The following is a 26,232-nucleotide window of genomic DNA, read 5'->3' on the forward strand; positions in this document are numbered from 1 at the left end:
TTCACAGCAGCGGGTGTTATGAACGCACGTCATCAACAGATTATCCAATTGGTTAGCGAGCGCGGCAGCGTCAGCGTAAATGAGCTGGCGCACACCACCGGCGTCTCAGAAGTGACGGTGCGTCAGGATCTCAATCTTCTGGAGAAAGGCGGCTTTCTGCGCCGCGTGCACGGTTCCGCCGTGGCGCCAGAAAGTGATGATGTTGGCGCGCGTATGCAAACCCGCTTCGCGGTGAAAAAGCGTCTCGCCGAGTACGCGGCGTCGCTGGTGAACAGCGGTGAAACGGTGTTTATCGAAGGCGGCAGTACTAACGCTTTGCTGGCGCGTGAACTGAGTGAACGCAACGATATCACCATCATTACCGTGAGCCATTACATCGCCGGATTGCTGCGCGAAAAGGGCGGCGATGTGATCATCCTTGGCGGCCTGTTCCAGAAAAGCAGTGAATCGGTGGTGGGGCCGCTAACGCGTCTGTGTATTCAGCACCTCAATTTCCACAAGGCGTTTATCGGTATTGATGGCTGGGATGCGGTCACCGGCTTTACCGGCCGCGATATGCTGCGCTGTGACGTGGTCAACGCCATCATGGAAAAACCTACACACACCATCGCGCTGACGGATTCCTCAAAGTTTGGCCAGATTCATCCGTTTGCGCTGGCACCGCTTCAGCCGTTTAAACAACTGATTACCGATGCCGAACTGGAGGCGAGCTATCAAAAAGCGCTGTGTGAGAAGGGCGTGGAAGTGAGTTTGGTCTAGCTCACGCAATCAGCTATTCAAGTGAAAAAGGATTGATGAACTGCCTGTGCCACAAGCTTTCCCGATCCACCTTGCTCAAATCGGCTTCATCACAAACATGATGCCAATAGGTTTCAATCGACGTTTTTATCAGCATGAAATGCGCATGCGCGTCAGCACGACTCAAAGCAAAGTGATGAGCGGCATCCAGGCAGCTGCTCATACGACTCAGATTATTGTTGCCACTAATCAACATCGCCTGCGAGACTTCGTTGCCAGCACGACCTTGCGGGCAAATGTCATAAGCAGGCGTAAGACTGAAGTTGTTACCATCCCAAAAGGCGGCATGATTGCGGGCATGGTCATCGGTGTTGCCGCTGAGAATATTGAAGCAAAGCCGTTTATACAACTCCAGCAAAGTCTCTTTGGGCGCGGCAAAACGTTGACGAATAATTTCAGCGAGTGTTTCGTAGCTGGCATAGCGCGCCAGCATATCGTCGAGTTCAAATAGGGTCAGCGCCGAAAGCATCACTTTTCGCGTCCATCCATCGGCTTTATGTTCGCGGTCAAAGCGCTCAATCATGATCACATCGCGTCCGGCTACTTTGACTAACTTCACCGGAGCGACATGCAATCCTGCCAACTGCGCCAACCGCATCGCCAGGAATTCGCCTTTCACCACGTTCCAGATATCCGCACTGGCAGAAAATTTCGCGATGTATTTTTTTCCCTCGGCCTCGATCAGCGCTTTTGGCCGCGCGCCACCGATCGACGTCCCATGAAAAAGCGCCTGATCCAGTTCGGGTGTTAGCGGCACGCCTTTTTCAACCCGATCAGCCGACTCCAGTAATTCAGGAAGGGTGACATTCGCAGTTGAGCGCGGAATGTATTCCGTTGCTGAGTGCTGGAAATCCAGGGCACCAATGCGATCTGAACCGGACTCAATGAGATACGTCAGCTCATCGAGTATTCCGGTATCGACGTTGGCGCCTTTCCGTCCCATTCGACGGTTGATAATGACACGGCGCCCCCAGGCATCAGGTGCGCTGTCACGGATACATCCCGCAATGTTTAACCCATTCAGCGGCGGAATAACGCCAGTCCGCAGAGGAAGTTCATTGGGATTGAGCGGAATGCGGTTTTCTCGCTGCAGATAACTACGACCATAGTTGAAAAGCAGCGTATCGCCTTCAGCCTCAAGCCTGCCCGCCACCACTGGTGATGTTTCACCAGGCAGCCATATCCATACGTAAGCGTCTCTAAAACGCGCTTCAGAAGTCATCCTTCACCTTCCTGCTACTCTTTTTTTTACTGGTGTGTTTGGGTAACAGCTTGAGCTTTTCCTCAACACGATTTCGATGGCTGACCAATGATGGCAAACACACCTCTGCATCAAACAGGGGAATGCCCAATATGGCCGCAATCTCGAAATAACTGCCAATCTGACATTTCACGTCGCCTTGCTCAATGCGATGTAAAGTCCCACGCGAAATACCGGCTCTTTCTGCTAACTCAGATACTGGAATTTGCTTCTCGATACGTTCAGCACGAATCAAGGAAGCTAATAGGGCAATCGCTTCCTGAGCATAGCGTGAGGTGGGTGAAGTGATAGAAGCCATGACTTGTTCCATACAGGGTACCAATAAACGTAATTTGTACTATATATGGAACATCTTAGCCTGATATGAAGGGTTTTTTCAACGGCGCATAATGTCAGAGATGTTCACTGTGTAGTACCAATTACGCTTATTGGTACTACACAGTGAACATTTCATCATTGCAATTCAGCCCACTAATGCCTGCGCGGTGACCTCATCAGTGATCAAACCGGTCACCAGACCGCTGGCCAGCACTGCGCGAATCGCGGCGACCTTACTGGCGCCGCCCGCCAGGGCGACAATCTCTGCGCGATGCGAGAGATCGAGATCCACCGACAACGTGCGGGCTGTTAGGTTGGTGTGAATCATCTGTCCGTTGGCATCGAAGAAGTGGCCCAGCAGCTCGCCGACCGCGCCGGATGAGGAGATATCATTGATCTCCGCTTCATCAATCATGCCGGCTTCAACCAGCTGAGCCGCGGGTTCCACGGTGCCAATTCCCACCAGTTTGACTTCACTCTGCGCCGCCATGGCAAACACCTCGCTCACGCCGCGCTGCGCCAGTAACACTTCGCGATCTTCTTGGGTATTGGCAAAGAAAGGCACGGGCATCATGTAGGCCTGCGCACCGGTTTTCTCGGCGATGCGGTGCATAACGTCGTGAGGATTGAGCGCGTAGTTGCGGGTTAAACAGCCGAGCAGCGAGACAAAGCGCATATGCGGCGCATCAATACGTGGCAATTGATGGATGGCGGCGGAAAGGGTGCGGCCATGCCCCAGACCTAAGGTGGTAGAAGGCGACGCGGTGAGCAGGTTACGCAGGTAATCCGCGCCCGCCATGCCCAGCGCGCGCACCGGCAAGCCTTCTTCGCCAAGATCGGGGGCGACATGACAGAAGTTAAGCGCGAATTTCGCGCGCAGACGATCTTCTAATTGGACGCAGGCGACGATATCACCATCAATCGACACCTTCACCGCGCCTTCCGCCACCATGCGCGCAATCATGCGGTGCGTTTTCACCGACGGCAGCCCGAGTCGTTTCGCCACTTCCGCCTGCGTTAAACCGCCGACGTAGTGCAGCCAGGCGGCGCGCAGCGCCAGAGATTCGTCGCGTTCAGTCGAGGTTGGTGCCGGTTTCATGGGTTGTCCTTTGGTTTATATGGTGCGCTTAAGCCCTCATCCCAACCTTCTCCCACAAGTGGGAGAAGGGGCCGTTCGAGCAGCGTGCGCGGACAGTTCCCTCGCCCGCTTGCGGGAGAGGGTTAGGGTGAGGGGGAAACCGCGCCCCTCACTCCGCCAAATGCAGATCCTGCACGCCGGTATCAATATGCCCGGCCCAGAAGGCGACGCTTTCGGCGATCTCCGCCACCACGTTGCTATCGGTTGGCTCGCGCTCTTTAAAACTCAGCTCAAGGCAGATCTCATTATCCTGCGCACCGCCGCGCGCCAGCGCGTCCAGCAGCGGCTGCGGCTGAATGCGGCCGCCGGCATTGTACTGCAATGTAAAAGGTCTGTGTCCGCCTTTATCCAGCATGCTCTGTTTAATATGGATAATCGGCGAGTAACGCGGCACCGCTTCGGCCCACGCATAAGGATCGTAATCGCGCGGATCGGCGGAAGTGACATCTCCGTGATCGATATCCGCCATCATCCACATCGGCAGCGCCATTGAGGCAGTACTCAAACGCTGCTGTAGCGCCAGACAGGCCGGAATGGTTTCGCCAAACTCGCGGCCCACGCTCATGGGTTCCCAAAACAGGTATTTCAATCCGGCGGCTTTGGCGTGTTCGGCAACGTCGGCCCAGCAATCAATGGCGATGTCGATCAGTGCGTCGCGGCGCGCAACATCGTTGAAATCCTGCTGGGTAAAGATGGCGAACTGCGAACCCACCGCGTCGCCGCCCAGCTCGGCGGTGATATCAGCGAAGGTTTTAAACCAGCCAACATAATAGCGGCGTACTTCGACATCAGGATGACCAAAATGGTTGAGGCGACCATAGGGGCCGGTCATGCCGGAGGTCACGCGCACGCCGGTGGCGCGCAGCGCCTGCTGCATCTTGCGCGTCATGCGCGTGAGGGTCGCAGCAGGCCAGCCGGGATTGATAAATTCATGGGTGAGCTGCACATCACGGATGCGGATCTGCTGCGCCACGGTGTTAATCAAATCCTGCGGGTCGGCAAAGCGGTTCACCAACGGATTAGTATTCAGTGACAGCGTTAACGGCATGATTCACCTCTTATCCGGCATGCGTACGCAGCGGCGCGGGAGAAGCAAAGGTGGCGTTGAACCACAGGGTGAAAGCCTGTTGCTGCGCGTCATCGAGGTGCAACTTATGCTTGGTGCGGCGCCACAACACATCCTCGGCCTGCTGCGCCCACTCGTTTTCCACCAGATAACGCACCTCGGCTTCGTACAGCTGTCCACCAAAGTGGCGGCCAAGATCGCCCAGCGCATTGGCATGACCGATCAGCTTATCGATACGCGTGCCATACAGCCGCGCATAGTGTTTGCGCAGCGCCTGCGGTAGCCACGGCCAGCGCGCTTTGACCTGCTCTAAGAAACTGTCGAAATCGGCATGTGGCATATCGCCGCCCGGTAAGGTGGCGCCCCGCGTCCAGTCCGCGCCCATGTTGGGGAAGAACGGCGCCAGTTTCTGTATCGCATGTTCAGCCAGCTTGCGGAAGGTGGTGATCTTGCCGCCAAACACATGCAGCAGCGGGGCATTTTGTTGATCGTCGAGGTCAAACACGTAATCACGCGTCACCGCCGATGGATTGCCTTTGCCGTCATCAAACAGCGGACGCACGCCGGAGAAGCGCGTGATCACATCACTGGCGCGCAGTTTCACCTTGAAGTAGCGATTCACCACGTCGATCAGGTATTGCTGCTCGCTGTCGTCGGCGGTAACCGCTTCCGCTTTGCCTTGCCACGGAATATCGGTGGTGCCGATCAGCGCTTTATCGCCTTCATACGGGTTGATAAAGATCACCCGCTTGTCGGTGTTCTGCACCAGATACGCCTGCTGACCTTCCCAGAATTTCGGCACAATGATGTGCGAGCCTTTGACCAGCCGCACGTTGCGACTGCTTGTGGTGTGCGTGACCTGATTGACGATATCCAGCACCCACGGTCCGGCGGCGTTAACCAGCACTTTGGCAAACACGGTGCGTGAGGTACCGCTGGCATCCTGCAGGGTGATTTCCCACTTGCCGTTATGACGTGTCGCCGATACGCAGCGGGTACGCGGCAGAATGGTGGCGCCGCGCTCGGCGGCATCCAGCGCATTCAGCGTCACCAGCCGCGCATCATCCACCCAGCAATCGGAGTACTCGAATCCTTTACTGTAACTGTCCAGCAGCGGCGCACCTTCAGGATCGCGGCGTAAATCCAGCGAACGCGTGCCCGGCAGTTTCTGACGGCCGCCAAGGTGGTCATAAAGAAACAGGCCAAGGCGTACCAGCCACGCCGGGCGATCGGTTGGGCTGTGTGGCAAGACAAACCGCATCGGCCAGATGATATGCGGTGCGGCGTTGAGCAGCACTTCGCGCTCGATCAGCGCCTCACGCACCAGCCGAAACTCGTAATACTCCAGATAACGCAGCCCGCCGTGCACCAGCTTGCCGGAGCGCGATGACGTGCCCTGCGCGAGGTCATCTTTCTCACACATCATTACCGACAATCCGCGACCGGCAGCGTCACGCGCGATACCAGCACCGTTGATACCGCCGCCAATCACAAACAGATCCAGCATGTGTTCACTCATGATTTACTCCTTAAAACTGTTTTAGCGCGTGCCAGGCGGCAGGAAGATCGTTACGCAGCTGCTGATAGGTGGGGAACAGCTGGTTGTAGCGCTGCATCAGTTCGCTCGCTGGCGCTTCGGGCGCATCCAGCAGCGGCATTACCCAGGTTTTGACGCAGCTCTCCATCGACGGATACGCGCCAATCGCCACCGCCGCCATCATCGCGGCACCGGCCGCTCCGGCTTCGTCGCGCTGGCTGATGCGCACCGGCGCACCAATGCAGGCAGATAAAATCTGGCGTAACGGCTGCGAACGCACCGCGCCGCCGGTTAAACGGATTTCTCCCGGCAAACTGCCCATCGCCTGATAGCAATCGCGCGCTGCAAAACCGATGCCTTCAATGATCGCCCGCACCAGATCGCCAAAATTGTGGGTGTAACTCAGGCCGGTAAAGCTGGCGCGCGCCTCGGCATTAACAAACGGCCCGCGCTCACCGGCAATCGAGATATACGGGTGATAGAGCAGGCTGCCGGGCTTCGCCGCATTGAGCCAGCGATCGATATGGCCCACCAAACGGGCATGATCGATTTCACAGCCAAAGCTGTTAAGCAGATCGCTGGCGAGATTCAGTAGCCAGTCAAGATTGAGCGTTGATGCCATATTGGTTTGCACCTGCGTGACATAGCCCGGCCACGGCAGCGGGATCACGTAGCCGGTTTGTGCCGGATTCAGCCACACCTCATCAATGGCGACGCTGCGCAGATGCACGCCGGTCGAGCCAACAATCGAGCAGGCGGTATTGGCTTCGCCGGTATGCACGCCAGCGCCAAGCGCGGTCATCGCCATATCGACATAGCCGAGGCAGATTGGCGTGCCAGCCCGTAAACCGGTGGCCTGCGCGGCTTCCGCGGTTAACGGATGCGTGGTTTCTGTGCCTTCAATGATCTCCGGCAGCAGATGACGATGCTGTCCCAGGCCTAGCGCGGCAATCACCTGATCGTCATAGCGCTGGTGGCGGAAGTTGCCAAAGGTAAAGCTGGCCTCAGAAGGATCAGTGGCGCGGATGCCGGTGAGATTGAGGTAAAGCCAATCTTTGCAGTGCAGCGCCACTTCGCTGTTAGCTAACAGCTCGGGATAGAAGTGAGCCATGTGCGCCAACTGCGATCCCTGCTGACAGGTGTTGAGTCCGGTGCCGGTAGCGCGAAAGCGTGCAGCGGCTAACGGGTGATGATTGAGTTTTTCAACCGTTGGTGCCGCACGCGCATCCAGCCAGATCCAGGCATCGCCGACCGGCTGATTATTGGCACCCACCAGCCAGCTGCCGTCGCCTTGCGCGGTGACGGCCACGGCAACCACCCGCGCGGCCAGGTTGTCGACACGCTCGCCCAGTTTGCGTATCGCCGTGACTGCATCCTGCCAGGTTTGGCTCATTGACTGCTGCGCCGCGCCGCCTTCGCTGCGGTAATAACGGTTACGCACCGATGCGCATGCCAGTTGCGTGCCTTCCAGATCAAACGCCACCGCTTTAACCACTGAGGTGCCGGAATCCAGACCCAGAATGATATCGCCACTGTCCACATACACCTCCGAAAGAAGAAGAGTTCAATTCATCGCCGCCAACACCGAAAGGTGTTAACGGGCTGTGATGAATTTGCTAAATAATGTCTTACACCACTTCTCACTGAGATAACATATCAACTGTATTATTTTTCGATAAAACCAATAAATTTCACCTGAAATAGCGATTGTGATCACGAATCAGGCGTCAAAACCTTAAAGATTGAAATGAGATAACACGGCGAACAGGCTGATAGAGCGGGGTTTATTGCGCTTTGTGATGGGGCCGACATCAATTAAGCGATCCAGATCGCTCTCCTGAAAAAATTGCGCGTCACCTGTTGACAATTTAGTCACATCAGCACAATTCTCATCACACAAGTTATCACATTTATAACATTATCGGCGCGATTATCGCAGCTGATGTCAGTGAGAGGTCACGTTATGTCCGATGTCTCAATCCAGGCCCAGCAAATTTCCCGCAAGCGCGTCCAGCGTTACGCCACCCTCGGCGTGGTGGTGATTGCGCTGATCGCGGCGATGGCGCTCGACACCAAAGTGGTAAAAATGGGCTCCGCCGAAGATGCGCAGGAGCAAGGCTTCTCCCCCGACAGTTACGGCCAGAAAACCTTCCCGACCATCCAGCAGGATGTGGCATCACGCGCAGTAGATGCCAAAACGTTAGCCGATGCGCTGCAAACTAATCAGCAGGAAGCGGTGCAGAAATATGGCGTTGGCGCACCGCTGCCGGTCTTTGCCGTCAAGTTCTCCGGCGTGGTGCAAGCCGGGCAGATGGGCATCTTCCCGATGAAAATCGATGGATTGCCGGGAGATATGCAGGTGCGGCTGCAAACCGGTCCGGCGATTACCGGCACCGATCTGCGTGACGCTAACGGCAAGATCCAGTTCGGTGATTTCACGAACCAAATCGAATATCAAAATGCCGGTTCCGCCATCAATCGTGCGATGAAAAGCGCGGTGCTCGACAAGCTGGATCGTGATGCGTTGCCGGGAAAAACCGTGCAGGTGGTTGGCGTGTTCCGCTTACTCAACGCGAAAAACTGGATGGTGACGCCGGTCAGCATGGAGGTGAAATGAAACCGTTCAACCTCAATCCCGCCTTGCTGAAAGGCGAAGTGATCCTGCAAGCGCGCAACGTCAGCAAAGTGTACGGCTCCACGCACGCGCTGAAGGGCGTCAATTTCGAAATTCGTCGTGGCGAAGTGACCACGCTGTTTGGTGAAAACGGCGCGGGTAAATCGACGCTGATGAAAATTTTGTCTGGTGTGATTACGCCAACAACCGGGGAAATCTTGCTACACGGCGAGGAGAAGACCTTTCGATCCGCCACCGAAGCGCGTGACTGTGGCATCTCGATTATCCATCAGGAGCTGAATCTCGCGCCGAATATGAACGTGCGCGACAACATCTTTATGGGCCGCGAAATCATGAAGCCGGGCGGCGTCGATTATGCCGAAGAGGCGCGCGTGACGGCGCACCTGATGGCGGCGCTGGAGGAGGAGATCGATCCGCTGACGCCGGTGGAAAACCTGCGCCTCGGACAGCAGCAGATTGTGGAGATTGCCCGCGCGCTGTCGGTGAATTCGCAGATTCTGATCATGGATGAACCGACCTCGGCACTGAGCGCGGCGGAAGTGGCGGTGCTGTTTCAGGTGATCCGTGATTTAACCAGCCAGGGCGTCGCGATTGTCTATATCTCGCATCACCTGGAAGAGGCGCTGGAGATTACCGATCGGGCGGTGGTGCTGCGCGATGGCGTGATGACCGCCTATGCCAAACGCGATGAGATCGATCTCGAATGGATCGTGCGCAACATGGTGGGCGATCACTTTGATCTGGGATCGCCGCCGCAGGGCTACGACTTCGGGCTGCCGGCGCTGACGGTGAAAGATCTGACGCTGAAAAGTAAAACCGGCATTCGGCTGGTGGACAACTTATCGCTGGCGGTGCAAGCCGGGGAGATTGTCTGCATTTACGGGCTGATGGGCGCGGGGCGCACCGAGCTGCTGGAGTGCATCGCCGGACGTCTGCAGCAAAGCAGCGGTCACATTCTGCTGCAGGACACCGATATCTCCGCGCTTACCATCTCACAACGCATTCAAATTGGGCTGGCGCTGGTGCCGGAAGATCGGCAGCGCGATGGCCTGGTACAAACCATGTCGGTGGGGGAAAACCTGTCGCTGGCCAGCATCGGCGACTTTGTACGCGGACTGGTGCTCTCCAGAAGCCGGGAAAAACAGCTGGTCAACGACAGCATTCGTAACGTGACGGTGAAAACCTCTGGCGGCGATGCGGCGATTGGATCGCTCTCCGGCGGCAATCAACAAAAAGTGGTGATCGGCAAAATGCTCGCCACCCGTCCCAAAGTGATTCTGCTGGATGAGCCGAGCCGCGGCATCGACATCGGTGCTAAAGCGGAAGTGTTTCGCCTGCTGGCAGAGAACGCCAAAAAGGGGCTGGCGGTGGTGTATACCACTTCGGAAGTGGGCGAATGCCTGAGTATTGCCCATCGCATTGTGGTGATGAGCAAAGGGCGCATCTCCGCCATCTTCGACGCCAGCGTCAGTAAAGAACGCATTATGGCCGCTTCAGGCGAGTCTTTGGTGGCATGACATGAAAAGTGGAGCAAAAGGTATGACTGACAGAACCCAAACGCTGGACACGCCGCCGGTGGTAAACAAGAAAAAAAGCGACAAGCAGCTGAATGTGGCGCGCCTGCTGCTGGAAGGGCGCGCATTCATCGCGCTGCTGGTGATTATCGCTACCTTCTCCATGTTGTCGCCCAACTACTTTACCGGCGCTAACTTTCTCACCATGGCGTCGCACGTGGCGATCTTCGGTTTGCCGGCGATCGGCATGCTGCTGGTGATCCTCAACGGTGGCATTGATTTATCGGTGGGCTCCACGCTGGGTCTCGCTGGAGTGATGGCCGGATTTATGATGCAGGGCATCAACCTCGAAGCGCTCGGCGTGGTGCTCTATCTACCGGTGTGGGCGGTGGCGATTTTGACGCTGGTGGTGGGCGCGCTGGTGGGATTAGTCAACGGCGTGCTTATCGCCTGGTTCCGCGTTCCGGCCTTCGTCGCCACGCTCGGCACCATGTATGTGGCGCGCGGCATTGCGCTGCTGATCACTAATGGTCTGACCTACAACAAACTCTCCGGCAGCGAAGCGCTGGGGAATACCGGCTTCGACTGGCTCGGTTTTAATCGCCTCTTCAATATCCCGGTTGGCGTGCTGGTGCTGGGCGTGGTGGCGCTGGCGTGTGGTTTCCTGCTTAGCCGCTCAGCGTTTGGTCGCTGGCTGTACGCGTCGGGTGGTAACGAACGTGCGGCCGATCTGTCGGGTGTGCCGGTGAAGCGCATCAAAATCAGCGTCTATGTGTTGTCTGGCGTCTGCGCGGCACTCGCCGGGCTGGTGCTCTCCTCACAGCTCACCTCGGCCGGCCCAACCGCTGGTACCACTTATGAACTGACTGCGATTGCGGCAGTGGTGATTGGTGGCGCGGCCCTGACCGGTGGACGCGGCAACGTGCGCGGCACGCTGCTTGGCGCGTTCGTGATTGGTTTTCTCTCTGATGGCCTGGTGATTATCGGCGTCTCTGCTTACTGGCAGACGGTGTTCACTGGTGCCGTGATCGTGCTGGCGGTATTGCTCAACACCTTGCAATACGGACGACGCGCTCGCTAACTCACGCGCGCTGTTTCAGCAGCGCGCGGATATCCGTAAAACCTGTACCCCAAATAATAACGGAGCACCAACTATGTTCACTAAACGTCTCTTCATCGCGGCTGCGGCTATGGCCATCACCACTTTTGCTGCACCCACCTGGGCAGATAACGGGTTAATGACCATCATCGTTAACGATCCTTCCAACCCTTACTGGCTAACGGAAGGCCAGGTAGCGCAGAAAGCGGCGGAAAAGCTGGGCTACAGCGCCAAAGTCAGTGCGCACAAAGGCGATACCAATACCGAAAGTCAACTGATTGATACGGCGATCACCAATAAATCGAAGGCGATTATTCTCGATCCGGCGAACGCCGATGGTTCGGTCGGCTCGGTGAAAAAGGCCATCGCCGCCAATATTCCGGTATTTATCATCAATGCCGAACTGAACCAGAGCGGGCTCGCCAAAGCGCAGTTGGTTTCTAACAACGCGCAGGGAGCGGCGGTTGGCGCAATGGAGTGGGTGAAGCAGGTGGGTGATAGTGCGAACTATGTCGAGCTGGTCGGCCCGCCGTCAGATAATAACGCTGCTACCCGCGCCAACGGTTTTGATACGGTGCTGTCGCAATATCCCACGCTGAAGAAAGTCGGTCAGGAAGTGGCTAACTGGGATCGCACACAAGGCTTCAACAAAATGCAGTCACTGCTGCAAGCCAATCCCAACATTAAAGGCGTGATCAGCGGCAACGACGAAATGGCGCTGGGCGCGATCGCTGCGTTGAAAGAAGCTGGCAAGCTGAATCAGATCAAAGTCGGCGGTTTTGACGGTTCACCGGATGCGGTTGACGCTGTGAAAGCCGGTACGCTGGCCTACACTGTGATGCAGCCGGTGGCGCAGTTCGCGCAGAAAGCGGTAGAGCAGGCGGATAGCTTCCTGAAAACCGGTAAGACCGGTGCGGCCTCGGAGAAGCAGCTGTTTGACTGCATCCTGATCACTAAAGAGAACGCCGGTAACTTTGCTTCACCGTTTGTTCTGAAGCAGTAAAAGTTGCGCAATAAATTGCGCCACTACGCTATGTGCGTTTTTTATAACAACCACCTTTGAAACGCACGTATTCGTAGCGGCGCGATTTATCACGCAGTGTAACGTTAGTCGCAATTTGCCAAAATCCGTATTAAACGCTGTAATGAGTGCCGAAAACGCTTCTCGCTTCACTTTCCCGGATGAAATATGGCGCATAACCCGCAGGACTCTTCACTTGGCGTATTTATGGCCGAAACCTTACCCAGCGATAGCCGCCAGGCGCGGCAACTGGCCCGTCGCCAGTTAATCGCCGAAGCGGTGATGGCAGAAGGGGCGATTCGCATCGAAGACATCACCGATCGCTTCGGCATTAGTTTGATGACCGCCCATCGTGATATCGACGAAATGGTTGAGCGCGGCCTGCTGCATAAATCGCGCGGCGTGGTGTCCGCGACGCCAACTAGTCTGGTTGAATCCAGCGATATCTATCGCGCCACGCGTCAGCTGGAAGAGAAACAGGCGATTGCCGATGTCGCCGCGACCTACCTCGAACCGGGACAGGCGATTTTCCTCGATGATTCCACCACCGTGCAGCAGATGGCGCGGCTGCTCTCGGCGCGCGCGCCGCTGACGGTGATCACCAACTCCCTGACCCTCATGAACGAGCTGCGCAATGGCCGCGATATCACTTTGATGGGCCTCGGCGGACAGTTCTATCACTGGTGCAATGCTTTTATGGGCCGCATGACGCGGGATGAAATTGCCAGCCTGCGCGCCGACGTGTTTTTCGTCAGCATGTCAGCGATTATCGATGATGCAGTGTTCCACCAATCCGCAGAAACGGTAGAGACCAAACGCGCGATGTTTGATGCCGCGCAGAAGCGCATTCTGATGATGGATAACACCAAGTTTGAACGCCGGGCGCTGCACCGTTTTGCGCATCTGAGTGAATTCGATGTGGTAATTGTTAATCAGGGCACGCCAGTGCCTATTTTGCGGCGTATGCAGGATTTAGGCGTGAATGTGGTGGTCGCCCCGATGAAAATAAATCATTCGGTTAATTCTTGAAAAGGCGGGCATCCTAAATGGCGACCTTTATATGACGTGCCAATCTTTACATTAATTTAAATATATCCCGCCTCGTTGATTTTTTTTACTTTCTTTAATCTGCTTAGCGTCTTATTCGGGGATTTCCTGGTTATGTACGCTGCGTAGTGCTCTATGGTTATTATTCGGCCCTGGTTCAGAATAATGAGGTATCTGATGCTGATTAAACTTAAACGCACACGAACGCATGATGAGGACAGAAATCTGGCAATGTGGCTCGCCACGGCCGCCGGTGTGCTCAATGCAATCGCCCTGGGGGCGTTTGGCTTTTTCCCCTCGCATATGTCAGGTAATACCTCTCAATTATCCAGTGAAGTATCGAACGTTAATTTCCGTGATATCACCTTTTTAGCCACCATCCTGTTTGCCTTTGTTTGTGGTGCGGTCACGGCGAGAATGGTGGTGATCAGCGGATTAGCCAATGGCAATCGCATTATATTCTGCCAAATATTGTGGGTTGAAGGGCTGGCCTTAATAGCGTTATCGCTGTTTGAAATGTTCTTTTATTCGTCGGCCAACAACCGGGAAGTTATTGTCATTCTGGGCTTCCTGATGGGCGTGCATAATTCAACCTCTACGCAGTTATCCAATGGCCGCGTGCGCTCCACCCATATTACCGGCACGTTAACCGATGCCGGAATTTCGCTGGCATCGGTATTAGCCGCGCTGTTCCGCCGCGATCCGTCAAAACAGTTCTCAGGCCAGAAACGTCAGCTGTTCACGCATCTGACTACGATATTTTCCTTCCTGATCGGCGGGATTGTCGGCCTGATGATGTTTAAACATCTAGGTTTTAAAGCCATGTCGATGGTCGGCGGCATACTGCTGATTGTTGCCACATTGGCGATGGTGAGAACGGTGGCACGGGTAAAGCGAGCTGCTTCCTGACATGATGGAGCGTGTGCAAGGCGGCGACTTTTTCGCCGCCTCGCTAGTGCCACCCGCAAATAAGAATTTTTACCTTCCGTCTCATCATAAAACACCTTAAATTCACGCCGACGAGCAGTGCCAGTCACAACAGATTGGGTATTTTAACAACAATCAAATAAACACTTTTGCATGCCATCTATTCATGGCAGTGAGGCTTTGTATGCTTTTAAAACGCAGCTGTAATATTGCTATTGTCGTACTGGTCATGTTTTCTGTTACCGCGTGTGGCATGTCGCATCGTGGCAGAAATACCGCGATTGGTGCCGGTGTTGGTGCGGTAGGCGGTGCGGTACTTACCGGTGGTAGCACCTTCGGTACATTGGGTGGCGCGGCGATCGGTGGTTTAATCGGACACGAAGTTAGCAGGTAAGGAAATATTCTCGCGTAACTATGAACTTTATTTCACTCTCATTTATGCTGCATAGGATATCAATACTGTTCCTACCGCAAAATGAGGTGATGACATGGAGTTCCACCGTAAAAACTGGCATGAGAAAGCCTTCGATTTAGCGAATCGAGGTATTTCACTTGATTCGCTGGGTGAGCATCAGGCTGCAGCCTGTTCATGGGGTGCAGCCGCTGAATTAGCCAAAGCGCATCTGCGAGATGACGATATCTATTTCTGGATTATGAGCGGCTATGGCGCAATATTAATCCAGTGTCAGCGCTATCAAGAAGCAATTGAAGCGGCGAAAGAAGCCCTAGATTGGGAAGCGCAACAAAACCAAATACTTTCCCGAATGACGCTTGCGCGTGCGCTCTATGCTCTGGGCGCAGTTGATGGCGCAAAATTTTATTTTCAGCAAATTTATGACATGCAAGGTGATGGCATTTTTGCTGCATTACCCGAATTCGAGCACGCCACCCTGAAGGATTTAGTCCGTTTCAGGAAATAACCGGAGAGGCTTTCTCTCCGGTTATCCTTCAGAAAACCAGCTGGACTTTAGCCGCACGCTCTTTATCCGCTGCCAGCTCCAGCGCGAGTGCGGCATCCTGCATGGGCATTTCGGCTGAAAGCAGCGGCAGCGGATTGATTTTGCCTTGCTCAAGCCAGCGTACTGCGGTAGTGAATTCGCTGGTGAAGCGGAAAGATCCGCGTAACTGTATCTCTTTGACCAGCAACGGCCCGATGGGATAGTTTACCTCTGCCGCGCCCATGCCAAGCTGCACGATAATGCCGCCCGGACGGGTAAAGGCGACCAGCGAAGCCACCGCCGCGCCTGCGCCGGAAGCTTCAAAACAGACATCAAAACTGCCGCCATTTTCTGTCCAGCGCGCAATTTGCTGTTCGTCACGCGGATCCAGCGCCGCGCTGGCACCCATATTGATCGCCAACTGACGACAACGTTCGCTGATGTCGGTAGCCACCACTTCGGTGGCACCCGAAGCCAGTGCCGCCGCGATGACCAGACAACCGATCGGTCCGGCGCCGGTGACCAGCACGCGCTTGCCGGTCAGATCGCCAGCCTGGCGTACCGCATGAATACAGACCGCCAGCGGTTCGGCAAAGGCCATCACTTTGGCATCCGCGCCATCGCTGTACGGTACGCACTGCACGGGATTAACCGCCACATATTGGGCAAATCCGCCGTTAACATGCGGGAAAAACTGCGCGCTGCCCATAAAGCGCATTGAGCGACAAAGATTCTGTTTTCCTTCCTGACACAGCGCGCACAGCTGGCACGGTTGGGAAGGGTTTATCGCCACGCGCTGGCCAACCTTCAGGTCGCTGTTTTCTGGCACTTGCTCGATGATGCCAACAAATTCATGGCCTAAAATCATCGGCGCTTTCAGTACTGACATGCCCGCGCGGCCATGCTGGAAATAGTGAATATCCGAGCCACAAATCCCGCCACGTTCAACTTTGACTAACACTTGCTGCGCGTTCCACTCAATTTCCCGCGACTCACAGCGCACATCATGTGCGGCATTGACGATCACCGCGTTCACTCTTTTCTGCTGCATTATGCTTCTCTCTATGCGTTTGAAGGGGTTTCAAATTTCTTCTTATTTTCAGCCGGTTGTTCGCCGGGCGGCGTCATCACTTCAATTTTGCCAACCAGCAGCAGGTAGGCCAAAAAGCCCATCAGTGCGACGGCAGCGATGTACCACATCGCGTATTGGAAGTTGTGGGTGCGCTGCAAAATAACGCCGATGATGATCGGACTGACAATGCCGGAGAGATTGCCAAAAATATTCAGAAAGCCGCCAATAGTGCCGATTAAGTGGCGCGGAATCACATCGCTGCACACCACCCAGCCGAGATTAGAGAAGGCGTTGGCGAAGAAGGCGATAGAGAGAATAGCGATGGCAATTATCGGGCTGTCCTGGAAGAAATTCACTAGCGCAATCGAACAGGTGAGCAACATCCCCAGCATTACCGGCAGCTTGCGTGCAAAGGTGCGGCTGCGGCCACGCTTGAGCAGGAAATCACTCAGCGTTCCGCCGCACAGCACGCCAGCCATCGCCATCAGATAAGGGAACATTGCGCCAATCCCCGCTTTATCGATCGACAGATGCAGCCCTTTTTCCAGATAGACAATAAACCAGGTCAGGAAGAAGTAGAGCGTCGATGAGGCCGCGAACTGCGCGATAAATAAACCCCAGGTGGTGCGCTGGCGCAGAATGTATTTTACCGACAGCCAGTTAACCTTGCCGTTTCCGGTTTGCTGATTCACTGAACCGTGGCCGCCGCCTTTGCGGATGATATCGAGTTCCGCATCATTCACTTTGCTGCTGTGCTGCGGGTCGCGATAGACAATCAGCCAGTAAATGCCGAACACAATGCCCACCAGGCCAGAGAGATAAAATGACATCTCCCAACCCCATTGAGAGACGATAAACGACAGCACCGGCGTCAGCAGCGCCAGACCAATGTATTGCGCGCTGGAATAGGTTGCCGTTGCACGCGCACGTTCATGGTCGGGAAACCAGGTGGCGATGATTTTGGTGTTGGAGGGAAAAGAGGGCGCTTCCGCTACGCCAATTAGCGCGCGGCACACCAACAGCATCAAAAATGACGCGGTGGCGGTGGTGAAAAAGTGATGCGACGCCAATCCCATTAGCAGGGTAAACAGGCTCCACAGCACAATCGCGCTGCCGTACAGCCAGCGCGAACCAATACGGTCAAGCAGATAGCCGACCGGAATCTGGCTCAGAGCATAAAACCAGGTAAACATCGAAAACAGTAAACCTAACTGCGTGGCGGATAAGAAAAACTCGCCCTGAATATGGGAACCGGCTACCGCCAGGTTAGCGCGATCCATATAGTTGATAGCGGTGACAATAAACAGCATGAATAAAACGCTTAAACGCGTGCGCGTGGGTTTCATGGTCATGACTTCATTCTCTATGAGTGTGCAGAGCGGGTTTGTGCCGTTGGCGTGCTCAGGCTACTAAAGGTGGTCAGTGCGGTGAGTAATACCGCCACAACCAGCGATCCGCCCATAAATACATAAGAGGCCGCTGGGCTGCCGGTCAGGCCATTGAGATAGCCCACAATCCATGCGCCGACGAAGGATCCCAACGCACCGAAGCAGACCACGAAGGACATCGCGCCCGCCACAACGTTGCGTGGCAGCATCTCAGGGATCGCAGCGAAGAAGGGCCCGTACGGCGTGTACATCGCACCGCCCGCGATCACCAGCAGCACCCATGAGAACCAGAAGTGCGTCGCACCGAGCGTAAAGGAAGCAATGAAGCACACCGCGCCCAGCCCAAGGAAAAGCAGCACGATGTTTTTACGCTGCTGGTATTTATCGGAGAACCAGGATGCGGTCAGCATCAGCGGCACGGCGAGCAGATAGGGCGCGGCTGAGAGCCAGCCGGTCGCGACAATACCCATGCCGGACGCGCTCTTCAGCATGGAAGGCAGCCACATGATGAAACCGTACATGCCGATATTCCAGAAGAAGTGGATAAACGCCAGCGCCAGCACTTTAGGCGAGCGGAAAGCTTCACGGTAATTCTTAACCGGTTTGATCGACTGCTGCTCTGCCGCCAGCGCGTTTTCCACCGCGCGCTTTTCGGCCTCGCTCAGCCATTTGGCATCACGCGGTCGGTCGGCATAAATTTTCCACCAGATGAATGCCCATAAGATGGCAGGCACGCCTTCAATAATGAACATGCCGCGCCAGCCAAAGGCGTTCACCAGATAGCCGGAGAGAATCGACATCCACAACACGGTAATCGGATTGCCGAGGAACAGAAAGGTGTTGGCTTTGGAACGCTCCGCGCGCGTGAACCAGTGGCTGAGGAAGATCAGCATCGCCGGCATCACCACACTTTCTGCGACGCCGAGCAGGAAGCGGATCACCGCCAGCAACGCCACGCTGTGCACCATGCCGGTGGCGGTGGCCAATGCGCCCCACAGGATCAGGCTCCAGAAAATCAGCTTCTTCGCCGAGTGCTTTTCAGCGTAAATGCCGCCCGGCACCTGGAAACAGAAATAACCGAGGAAAAACAGTGCGCCGAGTAATGCCGAAATGGCGGGCGTGATATTGAGATCTTCAGCCAGACCTGCGGCGGCACCAAAACCGTAGTTGGCACGATCGAGGTAGGCGAGGCTATAGGTAATAAAGGCAATCGGGATGAGTTTTCCCCACCGACTGGCCGGTAAAATCCCTGCAATATTCTGGTTCATGCTATGACCTCAGGTCGCTTGAGTAGGATACAGCTGAGTCTTGATGCCCAGCTTAGGTCGTTTAAATCAGCCCGTTATAAGGTGGCGAGCCAGCCGCCATCCACGTAAATCATCTGGCCATTGACGTAATCGGAAGCAGAGGACGCCAGATAGATGGCGGTACCAACCAGTTCGTCGGGTTTTCCCCAGCGACCAGAAGGATTACTGCTGCAGACCCATTTATTGAACTCTTCGTTTTCGATCAGCGCTTCGTTCATATCGGTGAGGATATAGCCCGGCCCAATGCCGTTGGTCTGGATATTGAAGGGCGCCCATTCAGCCGCCATCGATTTGGTTAACAGCTTGATGCCGCCTTTTGCCGCAGTGTAGGGCGCGACGGTAGGGCGCGCGGCTTCGCTGGTCAGCGATCCGATATTGATAATTTTCCCACCGCGCTGGCGTTCCACCATGCGTTTGGCTGCAGCACGTGAGACGAGGAACGCGCTGGTGAGATTGATATCCAGCACCCGCTGCCAGTCGCTCAATGCCAGTTCCAGCATCGGTTTGCGGAACTGAATGCCTGCGTTGTTGATCACAATGTCGACGTGAATGTTCTCTTCATCAAGCTGCTGGAATACCGCTTCAATCGCGGCTTCATCTGCCACATTGAACAGAAAGCCTCGGGCATCAAATCCTTGTTGCTGTAATTGCTCCAGCGCCTTATCCATGTGCTCCTGACGCGTGCCATTCAGGAGCACTTTTGCGCCGGCCTGTGCCAGGCCTTGTGCATAAGCAAATCCCAAACCGCGCGTTGAGCCGGTAATCAGGGCGGTTTTCCCGGAGAGGTTAAATAAGGTCTGCATAACAAAACGTCCTTCATGTAACATGACTAACAAGTTGGATGAGTTACTTTTACGTTATGCGCAGAAAGGCAGCAATTGGCAGGCGAGAGATTTGTAAGATATCTCACAAATTATTAATGTCATCATCAGAAGGTAATTATCTACCTTTGATGATTAACTTAATGAAAGTAATAGTTAAATTTCGGGGTTTTGCAGTATCGCTTTTGCTGCGCGAAAAATTGCTGCTTGTGTTGCAAGCAGTGACGCGTTAAAAAGCGGTAGACATGTAGGACAAGTGAGTAAAGCCGTGGCGCTGGAAAGTATCCAAAAACATAATGTGGTTGATGTCATCTACGAGCAGATGAAGAAGAACATTCAGGATGGTCTGTGGGAGCCGGGCTGTAAGTTGCCGTCAGAAGCGGAATTGACCGCAACCTTTCAGGTGAGCCGCGTCAGCGTGCGGAGTGCCGTGCAGAAGCTGCGAGACCTTGGCGTGGTGGTGACGCATCAAGGGAAGGGTACCTATGTTACCCGCGAAGTGGCGCGCTACGGATCGTTCAGCGATAACCAGCCCATTCTGCACCTTTCGCAGGAAGAGTTTGATGATATGCGGGTTTTCCGTCAGACCGTCGAGTTCAAATGTATGGAGCTGGCAGTGCAGAACGCCACAGATGAGGATGTCAAAGTGCTGGAAAGCGCCCTAAATCGCATGCTGGTGAGTAAAGATGACTACAAGAAGTACTCGCTGGCGGACTACGATTTCCATCTGGCGATTGTGAAAGCCTCGCACAACAAAGTGTTCATCCACGTCATGGAATCCCTCAAGGGGATTTATGTGCATTACCTCGAAGAGTTGAACCGCGTATTGGGCATTACGCTGGAAAGCGTTGAAGCCCACATTAAAGTCTTTATGGCGTTGAAAAACCGCGATGCCTCGCTGGCAGCCGAGACGCTTAATAGCGCGATGACACATAACGTGCACGCCATCGAGGATGTACGCCATAACTGAATAACCAAAAGCCCTGCACAGGGCTTTTTAATACACATAACATGTAGGACATCATACAGCATGTTATCCAGATACTGTGAGGATCATGATGAGTAACCTGAAAATTACCGATGTAAAAACCATCCTTACCGCGCCAGGCGGCATTGATTTGGTGGTGGTAAAAATCGAAACCAGCGAACCCGGTTTATACGGTTTGGGCTGCGCCACCTTTACTCAGCGTATCTACGCGGTCGCCGCCGCGATTGAAAACTACATGAAGCCGTTTTTGATCGGCAAAGACCCGGCGCGTATCGAAGACATCTGGCAATCGGCGGCGGTCAGCGGTTACTGGCGTAACGGTCCGGTGATGAATAATGCGCTCTCCGGTGTGGATATGGCGCTGTGGGACCTGAAGGGCAAAGTTGCCGACCTGCCGGTGTATGAGCTGCTTGGCGGCAAATGTCGTGATGGCGTGCCGCTTTATCGCCACTGCGACGGTGCCGATGAGATAGAAGTTGAAGACAACATCCGCGCGCGCATGGAGGAGGGCTATCAATATGTGCGCTGTCAGATGGGCATGTATGGCGGCGCGGGTACCGATGATTTGCGTTTGATCGCCGGCAAGCTGGCCAAGGCGCGCAATATCCAGCCGAAGGTGTCACCGCGTAATCCTACTCACGGCATCTATTTCGATCCGGATGCTTATGCGCGTGCCGTACCGCGCCTGTTTGATCATCTGCGCAACAAGCTCGGTTTTGGCGTTGAGTTTATTCACGATGTGCACGAGCGCATCACGCCAATCGCTTCGATTCAGCTGGCAAAATCTCTCGAACCGTATCAGCTGTTTTTCCTTGAGGATCCGGTTGCGCCAGAAAATATCGACTGGCTGAGAAAATTACGCAGCCAAAGCAGCACACCAATTGCCATGGGCGAGCTGTTTACGCAAATCAACGAGTGGAAGCCATTAATTCAAAACCAGCTGATCGATTATATTCGCTGCCATGTCAGTACCATTGGCGGCATTACACCGGCGAAGAAGCTGGCGACTTTTGCGGAACTGTTTGGCGTGCGCACTGCGTGGCACGGTCCGGGCGATATATCACCGATTGGTGTGGCGGCAAACCTGCATATTGATCTGAGCATCACCAATCTTGGCATTCAGGAGTACACGCCGGTGAATGAGGCGCTGCAGGAAGTGTTCCCAGGTTGTCCGGAGATTGATCGCGGTTATGCCTACCTCAGCGATCGGCCGGGGCTGGGCGTGGATATCGATCTGAAAGAGGCGGCAAAATATCCGGTATCGGGCGGTATTCCAGACTGGACTAACGCGCGTCTGCCAGATGGCACGGCGGCACGTCCGTAAACGTATTGATGATTCGAGAGGAACCACTGATTGGTTCCTCTTTTATTTAGTTTTCAAAACGTCCTGAGGTTGCTTCGAATCGAACGTTTCCGCAAAGGCATCCGCAGGTGAAATGGCTCATGAATTTTATCCGTAATGATGATGTTGAGGCGAATATCCGAATTTAGCCGTTACAAACCAAAGGGCGCATAATGTATATTATGTTAAATGAAGTAACTCATTGCGCACTTCAACCATTATCCGCTCATCACCTGCCTTCTTTCACCTCCGTCACCAACAATCCGTAACCCGCGATCATCCCGGCGACGGATTGTTGAACGCACGTTGCCGTTATCTGCGCCCTTTAATCACCGACGCCTTCCAGTTGAAATCACTGACTTCGCTCTCTTTCAACGATTCAGGTTTCTTCCTGCGCGTTGGCGTTTTCTTTGACTTTTCAGCCAGCGCTTTCTCTTTGGCCAGTTTCGTCGTCATAATCTGCTGCCGGGCTTCCGCAGTGAACTCTTTCTCTTTCTTTGCATCCGGCTCTTTGCCAGTGCGCTGGCGATACTTCTCCATCAATCCCTTAAACGCTTCTTCTACTGCAACGCGTTCACTGAGATTGAACTGATCGATGGAAATCATTTTCTTGTCGTTCATAGCGTACCGTCCAATAGTGATTTTCTGGCAACAAGTGTACAGCATTTACCGGCAATGACGATCGCACCATTGCCGCTCGCGTGGCTTTCTTGTAACCTTTGCCGTCAACATTTTAAGGATTTCCTATGAACGATCATCGCTCCAAAGATCCCTTGCACGGCGTCACGCTTGAGATGCAAATTAATGCGCTGGTCGCCCATTATGGCTGGGCCGAACTGGGTAAGCTCATTAATATCAACTGCTTCAAAAGCGATCCAAGCGTTAAATCGAGCCTGAAGTTTTTACGCCGCACACCCTGGGCACGCGCTGAGGTTGAAGCACTGTATCTGGATTCACTGGATGATTTTGCTGCGGATAAGGCAGATGATTCCGCGCCAAATCCCTGGACTATAGGCAAAGATCAGTAATTTCTGGCGACAAAACCGGCAGCGCTACGTGAATTCTCGGCAACTTCCACCCTGCTCTTTTTGCAGAATTCACGTAGCGACGTCATATCAACTCCTCCTTTCTCTCCATTTCATAGCTTCCCAACCTTGCCCGCGTCATCACATTTTCCAATGACCGATCGTATTGTAAGTTTCCATGCTGCATGACAATATCGCTACATGTATATACATGTACCACCAAGAGAAACCACATCATACTAACAATAATTTCCCATCTTTAGCCGTTTTAGCGAGGAAACTATGTCAGCCGAATCACCTGCAGCAGATTACGCCGGCGCAGAGAAACAGCGCCTGTCAGAAACGCGATCCATTGATTACATTCCTCCGAGCGAACGCCACGGACATCCATTCAGCCAGTTCACCTTGTGGTTTGGTGGCAATTTGCAGATCACCGCCATCGTAACCGGCGCGCTGGCCGTGGTGTTGGGCGGCGATGTGGTGTGGTCGATCATCGGCTTGCTGGTTGGGCAAGTTGTGGGCGCGGCGATCATGTCACTGCATGCCATTCAGGGACCGCGTCTCGGATTGCCGCAAATGATTACCAGCCGCATGCAGTTTGGCGTATACGGTGCGGTGATTCCGTTGGTGTTGGTGTGCATCATGTATGTCGGATTCTCTGCCAGCGGCACGGTGTTGGCCGGACAGGCGCTCGCCAAACTGATTAATACCAGCAATGCGTCAGGCATGATCCTGTTCAGTGCGATTATCGTCGTCATTGCGGTGCTGGGATATCGCGTGATTCACAAGCTCGGTAAAGTAGCCAGCGTGATTGGCGTGCTTGCCTTTGTTTACCTGTTTATCACGCTGCTCTCAACCCATGATCTGTCCGCGGTGTGGCAGAACCAGCATTTCACGGTCGCTAACTTCCTGCTTGCGGTTTCGTTGTCGTCGTCATGGCAGATTGCATTTTGCCCGTATGTTTCTGACTATTCGCGCTATTTACCGGCTAACGTCTCAGCCAAAAAACTTTTCAGCTGCGTTTTCTTTGGCACGGTTTTAGGAACGCAGGCTTCAATGACGTTGGGTGTAATTGTCGCGGCGATTGCCGGTAAGGCTTTCTCTGGCAACGAGGTTGGCTATATTGTCAGTTTAGGCAGCAGCGCCACGATGGCGATGGTGATCTATTTTGCGATCTGCTTCGGCAAAATCACTTTCACCACGCTGAATGCTTACGGCAGCTTTATGTCACTCACCACCATCGTTTCTGGCTTCCGTCAGAAAACCGCATTAAGTCGTGGCGGCCGCATTCTGTTTGTGGTGTTGATGGTGACGATTTCTTGTGTGATTGCGCTGATTAGCGAACCCGCTTTCCTGAAATCATTCACCCATTTCCTGCTGTTTTTACTGGCCTTTTTTGTGCCGTGGAGCGCAATCAGCCTGACCGATTTCTACCTGATCACCAAAGGTAAAGTCGATGTACCGGCACTCTCCCAGCCCAACGGACGTTACGGTCGCTGGAACTGGGCGGGCATAATTGTCTACTTCTGCGGCGTGCTGGTACAGTTGCCGTTCATTGATAATCCACTGCATCACGGTTCGTTAACCTGGATTTTTGCCGGTAATGATGTGTCGTGGATTATTGGCTGGATTGTCACCGCACTGTTGTGGTTAGCCGCAAGAAAGGTCGATCGTCGAGGGACCTTGTCGCACTCTGTTTACCCCAATCAGTGACATTGTCACGCATGTCATATTAATGAATCGCGCTCACAAGTGCTTGCAACTTTGAGCGCATTATCATTCAGCCAGCCCACCGCTACACTTTAACTAACGAGAAATATAAGCAACTGTAAGGCGCACCTGGTCGCCATTAATGGCAATCCTTAGGGATTATTTGTAACTCACCACCGTCACCCAATTGGCGTCACCGCCGGCCGGTGCTTCGCCAACGCGCTTTAGCGCCCCGCTTTCTTGATCAATGGCATAGCTGCCGGTCACCGCACTCTTTTCGCCGCTGGCAATCAACCAACGTCCGTCAGCGGTGATCGCGATGCCGCGCGGCTGTTTCTCGACTTGCCAGCTATCAATCAGCGTCAGTTTGCCGTTTGCTTTGTTAATCCGATATCCGCTGATGGTGCTGCTGGTCCGCTCGCTGACATAGAGAAAACGGCCATCCGGCGTCAGACGAATATCGGCCGCCCAGATGCGCGGCGTGGTGTCGCTGTAGCCCGGCGGTCGCTCTTTGCCGTGTTGCAGTTGATATTTTTCCGCTACCGCATTTGGCGTCTCCGCCACTTTCACCAGCTCACCGCTGGCTTCACGACGAAACTGCGTAATGATGCCGCCCATTTCACCGATGTTGTAGAGATAGCGATTATCCGGCGACAACACCGAATGGCGCGGTCCGTTTTCTGTCGCCGTTTTAACATAGCCGTTGCCTAACCCCGAAAGCTCGCCCTCGGCGCTCAGTTTCAATTGCAGCACGCGATCGGTGCCGAGATTGCCGACATAAGCCTGCTCGCCGCTCGCATCAACAATCACCGAGTGCGCGGCATGTCCGGTTTTGTAACTCCCGACCGGCGGCGCAATCAGCTTGCCGTCGCTATTGAGTCGATAAACGTGCACCACATCGCCATCATAGGAAGCGCCTAGCAGAAAACGACCCTGCGGATCCGTGCTGATGTAGGGATAGCTGGCCGCAGCGGATACGCTATTCAACGGGCTGAGATCGCCCGTTTTGCTGTCGATGTTCCAGCTCACCAGTTGCAGCGGTTTACTGCGAATCGCGGCGTACAGATGTTTATGATCGGCGCTCAACGCCATCGGCATCACTTTGCCGCCGACCTGAGTGCGTCCTAATAGTTGCAATGCACCGGTTTGCTCATTCAGCGCGTAGCGCGCGATGGTGCCATCATCGGCTTCTGAAACGTAGACAAAAGTCTGTGCCAGCAACGGCGCGCTGGCGGCCAACGACGCTAATAGCGTTGCCGCGCGTAATAGGTTCTTCATGC

At 54.5% G+C, this 26,232-nt stretch carries 25 protein-coding genes; 13 read left to right on the forward strand and 12 right to left on the reverse strand.

Features of this window, described 5'->3' with window-relative positions; translation table 11 throughout:
- Positions 1-18: 18 nt before the first annotated feature.
- Positions 19-759, forward strand: coding sequence for a DeoR/GlpR family DNA-binding transcription regulator (locus PZBJ_RS22585; protein ID WP_101764378.1), 741 nt, complete (start codon positions 19-21; stop codon positions 757-759).
- A 13-nt stretch (positions 760-772) separates the two neighbouring features.
- Here the strand turns inward: PZBJ_RS22585 and PZBJ_RS22590 are convergent, their stop codons facing one another.
- The 6 genes from PZBJ_RS22590 to PZBJ_RS22615 form a co-directional block, all read right to left on the reverse strand.
- Positions 773-2,020, reverse strand: coding sequence for a type II toxin-antitoxin system HipA family toxin (locus tag PZBJ_RS22590; protein WP_101764379.1), 1,248 nt, complete (start codon positions 2,018-2,020; stop codon positions 773-775).
- Positions 2,010-2,357 carry a helix-turn-helix domain-containing protein gene (locus PZBJ_RS22595; RefSeq protein WP_101764380.1) on the reverse strand — a complete coding sequence of 116 codons (348 nt, stop codon included), beginning with the start codon at positions 2,355-2,357 and terminating at the stop codon, positions 2,010-2,012. The genes PZBJ_RS22590 and PZBJ_RS22595 overlap by 11 nt, the downstream gene beginning before the upstream one ends.
- A 165-nt stretch (positions 2,358-2,522) precedes the next feature.
- Positions 2,523-3,476 (reverse strand): sugar-binding transcriptional regulator, encoded by a 954-nt coding sequence (locus tag PZBJ_RS22600; protein WP_101764381.1) that lies wholly within the window; start codon positions 3,474-3,476, stop codon positions 2,523-2,525.
- 148 nt (positions 3,477-3,624) lie between these two features.
- Positions 3,625-4,563, reverse strand: coding sequence for a sugar phosphate isomerase/epimerase family protein (locus PZBJ_RS22605; protein ID WP_101764382.1), 939 nt, complete (start codon positions 4,561-4,563; stop codon positions 3,625-3,627).
- A 10-nt stretch (positions 4,564-4,573) separates the two neighbouring features.
- Positions 4,574-6,100: a glycerol-3-phosphate dehydrogenase gene (locus PZBJ_RS22610; protein ID WP_101764383.1), complete on the reverse strand. Its 1,527-nt coding sequence runs from the start codon at positions 6,098-6,100 to the stop codon at positions 4,574-4,576.
- Between the two features lie 10 nt (positions 6,101-6,110).
- Positions 6,111-7,658 carry an FGGY-family carbohydrate kinase gene (locus PZBJ_RS22615; RefSeq protein WP_101764384.1) on the reverse strand — a complete coding sequence of 516 codons (1,548 nt, stop codon included), beginning with the start codon at positions 7,656-7,658 and terminating at the stop codon, positions 6,111-6,113.
- 423 nt (positions 7,659-8,081) lie between these two features.
- On the opposite strand from PZBJ_RS22615, the gene PZBJ_RS22620 reads away from it, so the two are divergent.
- From PZBJ_RS22620 to PZBJ_RS22655, 8 genes are all read left to right on the forward strand, one after another.
- The gene (locus PZBJ_RS22620) at positions 8,082-8,735 is read left to right on the forward strand and encodes a DUF2291 domain-containing protein (RefSeq protein ID WP_101764385.1); all 654 of its coding nucleotides are present in this window, start codon (positions 8,082-8,084) and stop codon (positions 8,733-8,735) included.
- Entirely contained in the window at positions 8,732-10,270 is a 1,539-nt protein-coding gene (locus PZBJ_RS22625; protein WP_101764386.1) for a sugar ABC transporter ATP-binding protein, read from the forward strand. Before PZBJ_RS22620 ends, PZBJ_RS22625 begins: the two co-directional genes overlap by 4 nt.
- A 22-nt stretch (positions 10,271-10,292) precedes the next feature.
- On the forward strand, positions 10,293-11,348 hold the full coding sequence (locus PZBJ_RS22630; protein WP_101764387.1) for an ABC transporter permease: 1,056 nt from the start codon (positions 10,293-10,295) through the stop codon (positions 11,346-11,348).
- Between the two features lie 73 nt (positions 11,349-11,421).
- On the forward strand, positions 11,422-12,369 hold the full coding sequence (locus tag PZBJ_RS22635; protein ID WP_101764388.1) for a D-ribose ABC transporter substrate-binding protein: 948 nt from the start codon (positions 11,422-11,424) through the stop codon (positions 12,367-12,369).
- Positions 12,370-12,555: 186 nt separating this feature from the next.
- Positions 12,556-13,416 (forward strand): DeoR/GlpR family DNA-binding transcription regulator, encoded by an 861-nt coding sequence (locus PZBJ_RS22640; RefSeq protein WP_101764389.1) that lies wholly within the window; start codon positions 12,556-12,558, stop codon positions 13,414-13,416.
- 195 nt (positions 13,417-13,611) lie between these two features.
- Positions 13,612-14,343: a YoaK family protein gene (locus PZBJ_RS22645; protein ID WP_101764390.1), complete on the forward strand. Its 732-nt coding sequence runs from the start codon at positions 13,612-13,614 to the stop codon at positions 14,341-14,343.
- A 202-nt stretch (positions 14,344-14,545) separates the two neighbouring features.
- Positions 14,546-14,755 (forward strand): YMGG-like glycine zipper-containing protein, encoded by a 210-nt coding sequence (locus PZBJ_RS22650; protein ID WP_061718879.1) that lies wholly within the window; start codon positions 14,546-14,548, stop codon positions 14,753-14,755.
- 94 nt (positions 14,756-14,849) lie between these two features.
- On the forward strand, positions 14,850-15,281 hold the full coding sequence (locus tag PZBJ_RS22655) for a hypothetical protein (RefSeq protein WP_101764391.1): 432 nt from the start codon (positions 14,850-14,852) through the stop codon (positions 15,279-15,281).
- A 28-nt stretch (positions 15,282-15,309) separates the two neighbouring features.
- Here PZBJ_RS22655 and idnD read toward each other — a convergent pair whose 3' ends face one another.
- The 4 genes from idnD to PZBJ_RS22675 all read right to left on the reverse strand — a co-directional run bounded on the left by idnD (position 15,310) and on the right by PZBJ_RS22675 (position 19,869).
- The gene (gene idnD, locus PZBJ_RS22660) at positions 15,310-16,350 is read right to left on the reverse strand and encodes an L-idonate 5-dehydrogenase (RefSeq protein WP_101764392.1); all 1,041 of its coding nucleotides are present in this window, start codon (positions 16,348-16,350) and stop codon (positions 15,310-15,312) included.
- 11 nt (positions 16,351-16,361) lie between these two features.
- Complete coding sequence (locus PZBJ_RS22665) at positions 16,362-17,717, reverse strand: MFS transporter (RefSeq protein WP_101764617.1); 1,356 nt, start codon at positions 17,715-17,717, stop codon at positions 16,362-16,364.
- A gap of 17 nt (positions 17,718-17,734) precedes the next feature.
- Positions 17,735-19,027 (reverse strand): MFS transporter, encoded by a 1,293-nt coding sequence (locus PZBJ_RS22670; RefSeq protein ID WP_101764393.1) that lies wholly within the window; start codon positions 19,025-19,027, stop codon positions 17,735-17,737.
- Positions 19,028-19,101: 74 nt separating this feature from the next.
- Entirely contained in the window at positions 19,102-19,869 is a 768-nt protein-coding gene (locus PZBJ_RS22675; protein WP_101764394.1) for an SDR family oxidoreductase, read from the reverse strand.
- A 286-nt stretch (positions 19,870-20,155) separates the two neighbouring features.
- On the opposite strand from PZBJ_RS22675, the gene PZBJ_RS22680 reads away from it, so the two are divergent.
- The gene (locus PZBJ_RS22680) at positions 20,156-20,857 is read left to right on the forward strand and encodes a FadR/GntR family transcriptional regulator (RefSeq protein WP_101764618.1); all 702 of its coding nucleotides are present in this window, start codon (positions 20,156-20,158) and stop codon (positions 20,855-20,857) included.
- Positions 20,858-20,945: 88 nt separating this feature from the next.
- Positions 20,946-22,199: an enolase C-terminal domain-like protein gene (locus PZBJ_RS22685; RefSeq protein WP_101764395.1), complete on the forward strand. Its 1,254-nt coding sequence runs from the start codon at positions 20,946-20,948 to the stop codon at positions 22,197-22,199.
- A 330-nt stretch (positions 22,200-22,529) separates the two neighbouring features.
- On the opposite strand, the gene PZBJ_RS22690 is transcribed toward PZBJ_RS22685, so the two are convergent.
- On the reverse strand, positions 22,530-22,838 hold the full coding sequence (locus tag PZBJ_RS22690; RefSeq protein ID WP_101764396.1) for a hypothetical protein: 309 nt from the start codon (positions 22,836-22,838) through the stop codon (positions 22,530-22,532).
- 125 nt (positions 22,839-22,963) lie between these two features.
- Between PZBJ_RS22690 and PZBJ_RS22695 the strand changes: the two genes are divergently transcribed.
- Both PZBJ_RS22695 and PZBJ_RS22700 read left to right on the forward strand, forming a co-directional pair.
- A complete protein-coding gene (locus PZBJ_RS22695; RefSeq protein WP_101764397.1) occupies positions 22,964-23,245 on the forward strand; it encodes a VF530 family protein in 282 nt (93 codons plus the stop codon).
- Between the two features lie 279 nt (positions 23,246-23,524).
- Positions 23,525-24,955: a purine-cytosine permease family protein gene (locus tag PZBJ_RS22700; RefSeq protein WP_101764398.1), complete on the forward strand. Its 1,431-nt coding sequence runs from the start codon at positions 23,525-23,527 to the stop codon at positions 24,953-24,955.
- Positions 24,956-25,111: 156 nt separating this feature from the next.
- On the opposite strand, the gene PZBJ_RS22705 is transcribed toward PZBJ_RS22700, so the two are convergent.
- On the reverse strand, positions 25,112-26,230 hold the full coding sequence (locus PZBJ_RS22705) for a lactonase family protein (protein ID WP_101764399.1): 1,119 nt from the start codon (positions 26,228-26,230) through the stop codon (positions 25,112-25,114).
- Positions 26,231-26,232: the final 2 nt, after the last annotated feature.

Source organism: Pantoea endophytica, assembly GCF_002858935.1.
GTDB classification, from domain to species: Bacteria; Pseudomonadota; Gammaproteobacteria; order Enterobacterales; family Enterobacteriaceae; genus Pantoea; species Pantoea leporis.

Coding starts and splice junctions, on each gene's coding strand:
- PZBJ_RS22620 (WP_101764385.1), top strand. CDS start 8,082: ATGTCCGATGTCTCAATCCAGGCCCAGCAAATTTCCCGCAAGCGCGTC.
- PZBJ_RS22585 (WP_101764378.1), top strand. CDS start 19: ATGAACGCACGTCATCAACAGATTATCCAATTGGTTAGCGAGCGCGGC.
- PZBJ_RS22600 (WP_101764381.1), bottom strand. CDS start 3,476: ATGAAACCGGCACCAACCTCGACTGAACGCGACGAATCTCTGGCGCTG.
- PZBJ_RS22645 (WP_101764390.1), top strand. CDS start 13,612: ATGCTGATTAAACTTAAACGCACACGAACGCATGATGAGGACAGAAAT.
- PZBJ_RS22655 (WP_101764391.1), top strand. CDS start 14,850: ATGGAGTTCCACCGTAAAAACTGGCATGAGAAAGCCTTCGATTTAGCG.
- idnD (WP_101764392.1), bottom strand. CDS start 16,350: ATGCAGCAGAAAAGAGTGAACGCGGTGATCGTCAATGCCGCACATGAT.
- PZBJ_RS22700 (WP_101764398.1), top strand. CDS start 23,525: ATGTCAGCCGAATCACCTGCAGCAGATTACGCCGGCGCAGAGAAACAG.
- PZBJ_RS22665 (WP_101764617.1), bottom strand. CDS start 17,717: ATGAAACCCACGCGCACGCGTTTAAGCGTTTTATTCATGCTGTTTATT.
- PZBJ_RS22705 (WP_101764399.1), bottom strand. CDS start 26,230: ATGAAGAACCTATTACGCGCGGCAACGCTATTAGCGTCGTTGGCCGCC.
- PZBJ_RS22595 (WP_101764380.1), bottom strand. CDS start 2,357: ATGGCTTCTATCACTTCACCCACCTCACGCTATGCTCAGGAAGCGATT.
- PZBJ_RS22640 (WP_101764389.1), top strand. CDS start 12,556: ATGGCGCATAACCCGCAGGACTCTTCACTTGGCGTATTTATGGCCGAA.
- PZBJ_RS22685 (WP_101764395.1), top strand. CDS start 20,946: ATGAGTAACCTGAAAATTACCGATGTAAAAACCATCCTTACCGCGCCA.
- PZBJ_RS22625 (WP_101764386.1), top strand. CDS start 8,732: ATGAAACCGTTCAACCTCAATCCCGCCTTGCTGAAAGGCGAAGTGATC.
- PZBJ_RS22650 (WP_061718879.1), top strand. CDS start 14,546: ATGCTTTTAAAACGCAGCTGTAATATTGCTATTGTCGTACTGGTCATG.
- PZBJ_RS22695 (WP_101764397.1), top strand. CDS start 22,964: ATGAACGATCATCGCTCCAAAGATCCCTTGCACGGCGTCACGCTTGAG.
- PZBJ_RS22675 (WP_101764394.1), bottom strand. CDS start 19,869: ATGCAGACCTTATTTAACCTCTCCGGGAAAACCGCCCTGATTACCGGC.
- PZBJ_RS22690 (WP_101764396.1), bottom strand. CDS start 22,838: ATGAACGACAAGAAAATGATTTCCATCGATCAGTTCAATCTCAGTGAA.
- PZBJ_RS22635 (WP_101764388.1), top strand. CDS start 11,422: ATGTTCACTAAACGTCTCTTCATCGCGGCTGCGGCTATGGCCATCACC.
- PZBJ_RS22590 (WP_101764379.1), bottom strand. CDS start 2,020: ATGACTTCTGAAGCGCGTTTTAGAGACGCTTACGTATGGATATGGCTG.
- PZBJ_RS22670 (WP_101764393.1), bottom strand. CDS start 19,027: ATGAACCAGAATATTGCAGGGATTTTACCGGCCAGTCGGTGGGGAAAA.
- PZBJ_RS22610 (WP_101764383.1), bottom strand. CDS start 6,100: ATGAGTGAACACATGCTGGATCTGTTTGTGATTGGCGGCGGTATCAAC.
- PZBJ_RS22605 (WP_101764382.1), bottom strand. CDS start 4,563: ATGCCGTTAACGCTGTCACTGAATACTAATCCGTTGGTGAACCGCTTT.
- PZBJ_RS22630 (WP_101764387.1), top strand. CDS start 10,293: ATGACTGACAGAACCCAAACGCTGGACACGCCGCCGGTGGTAAACAAG.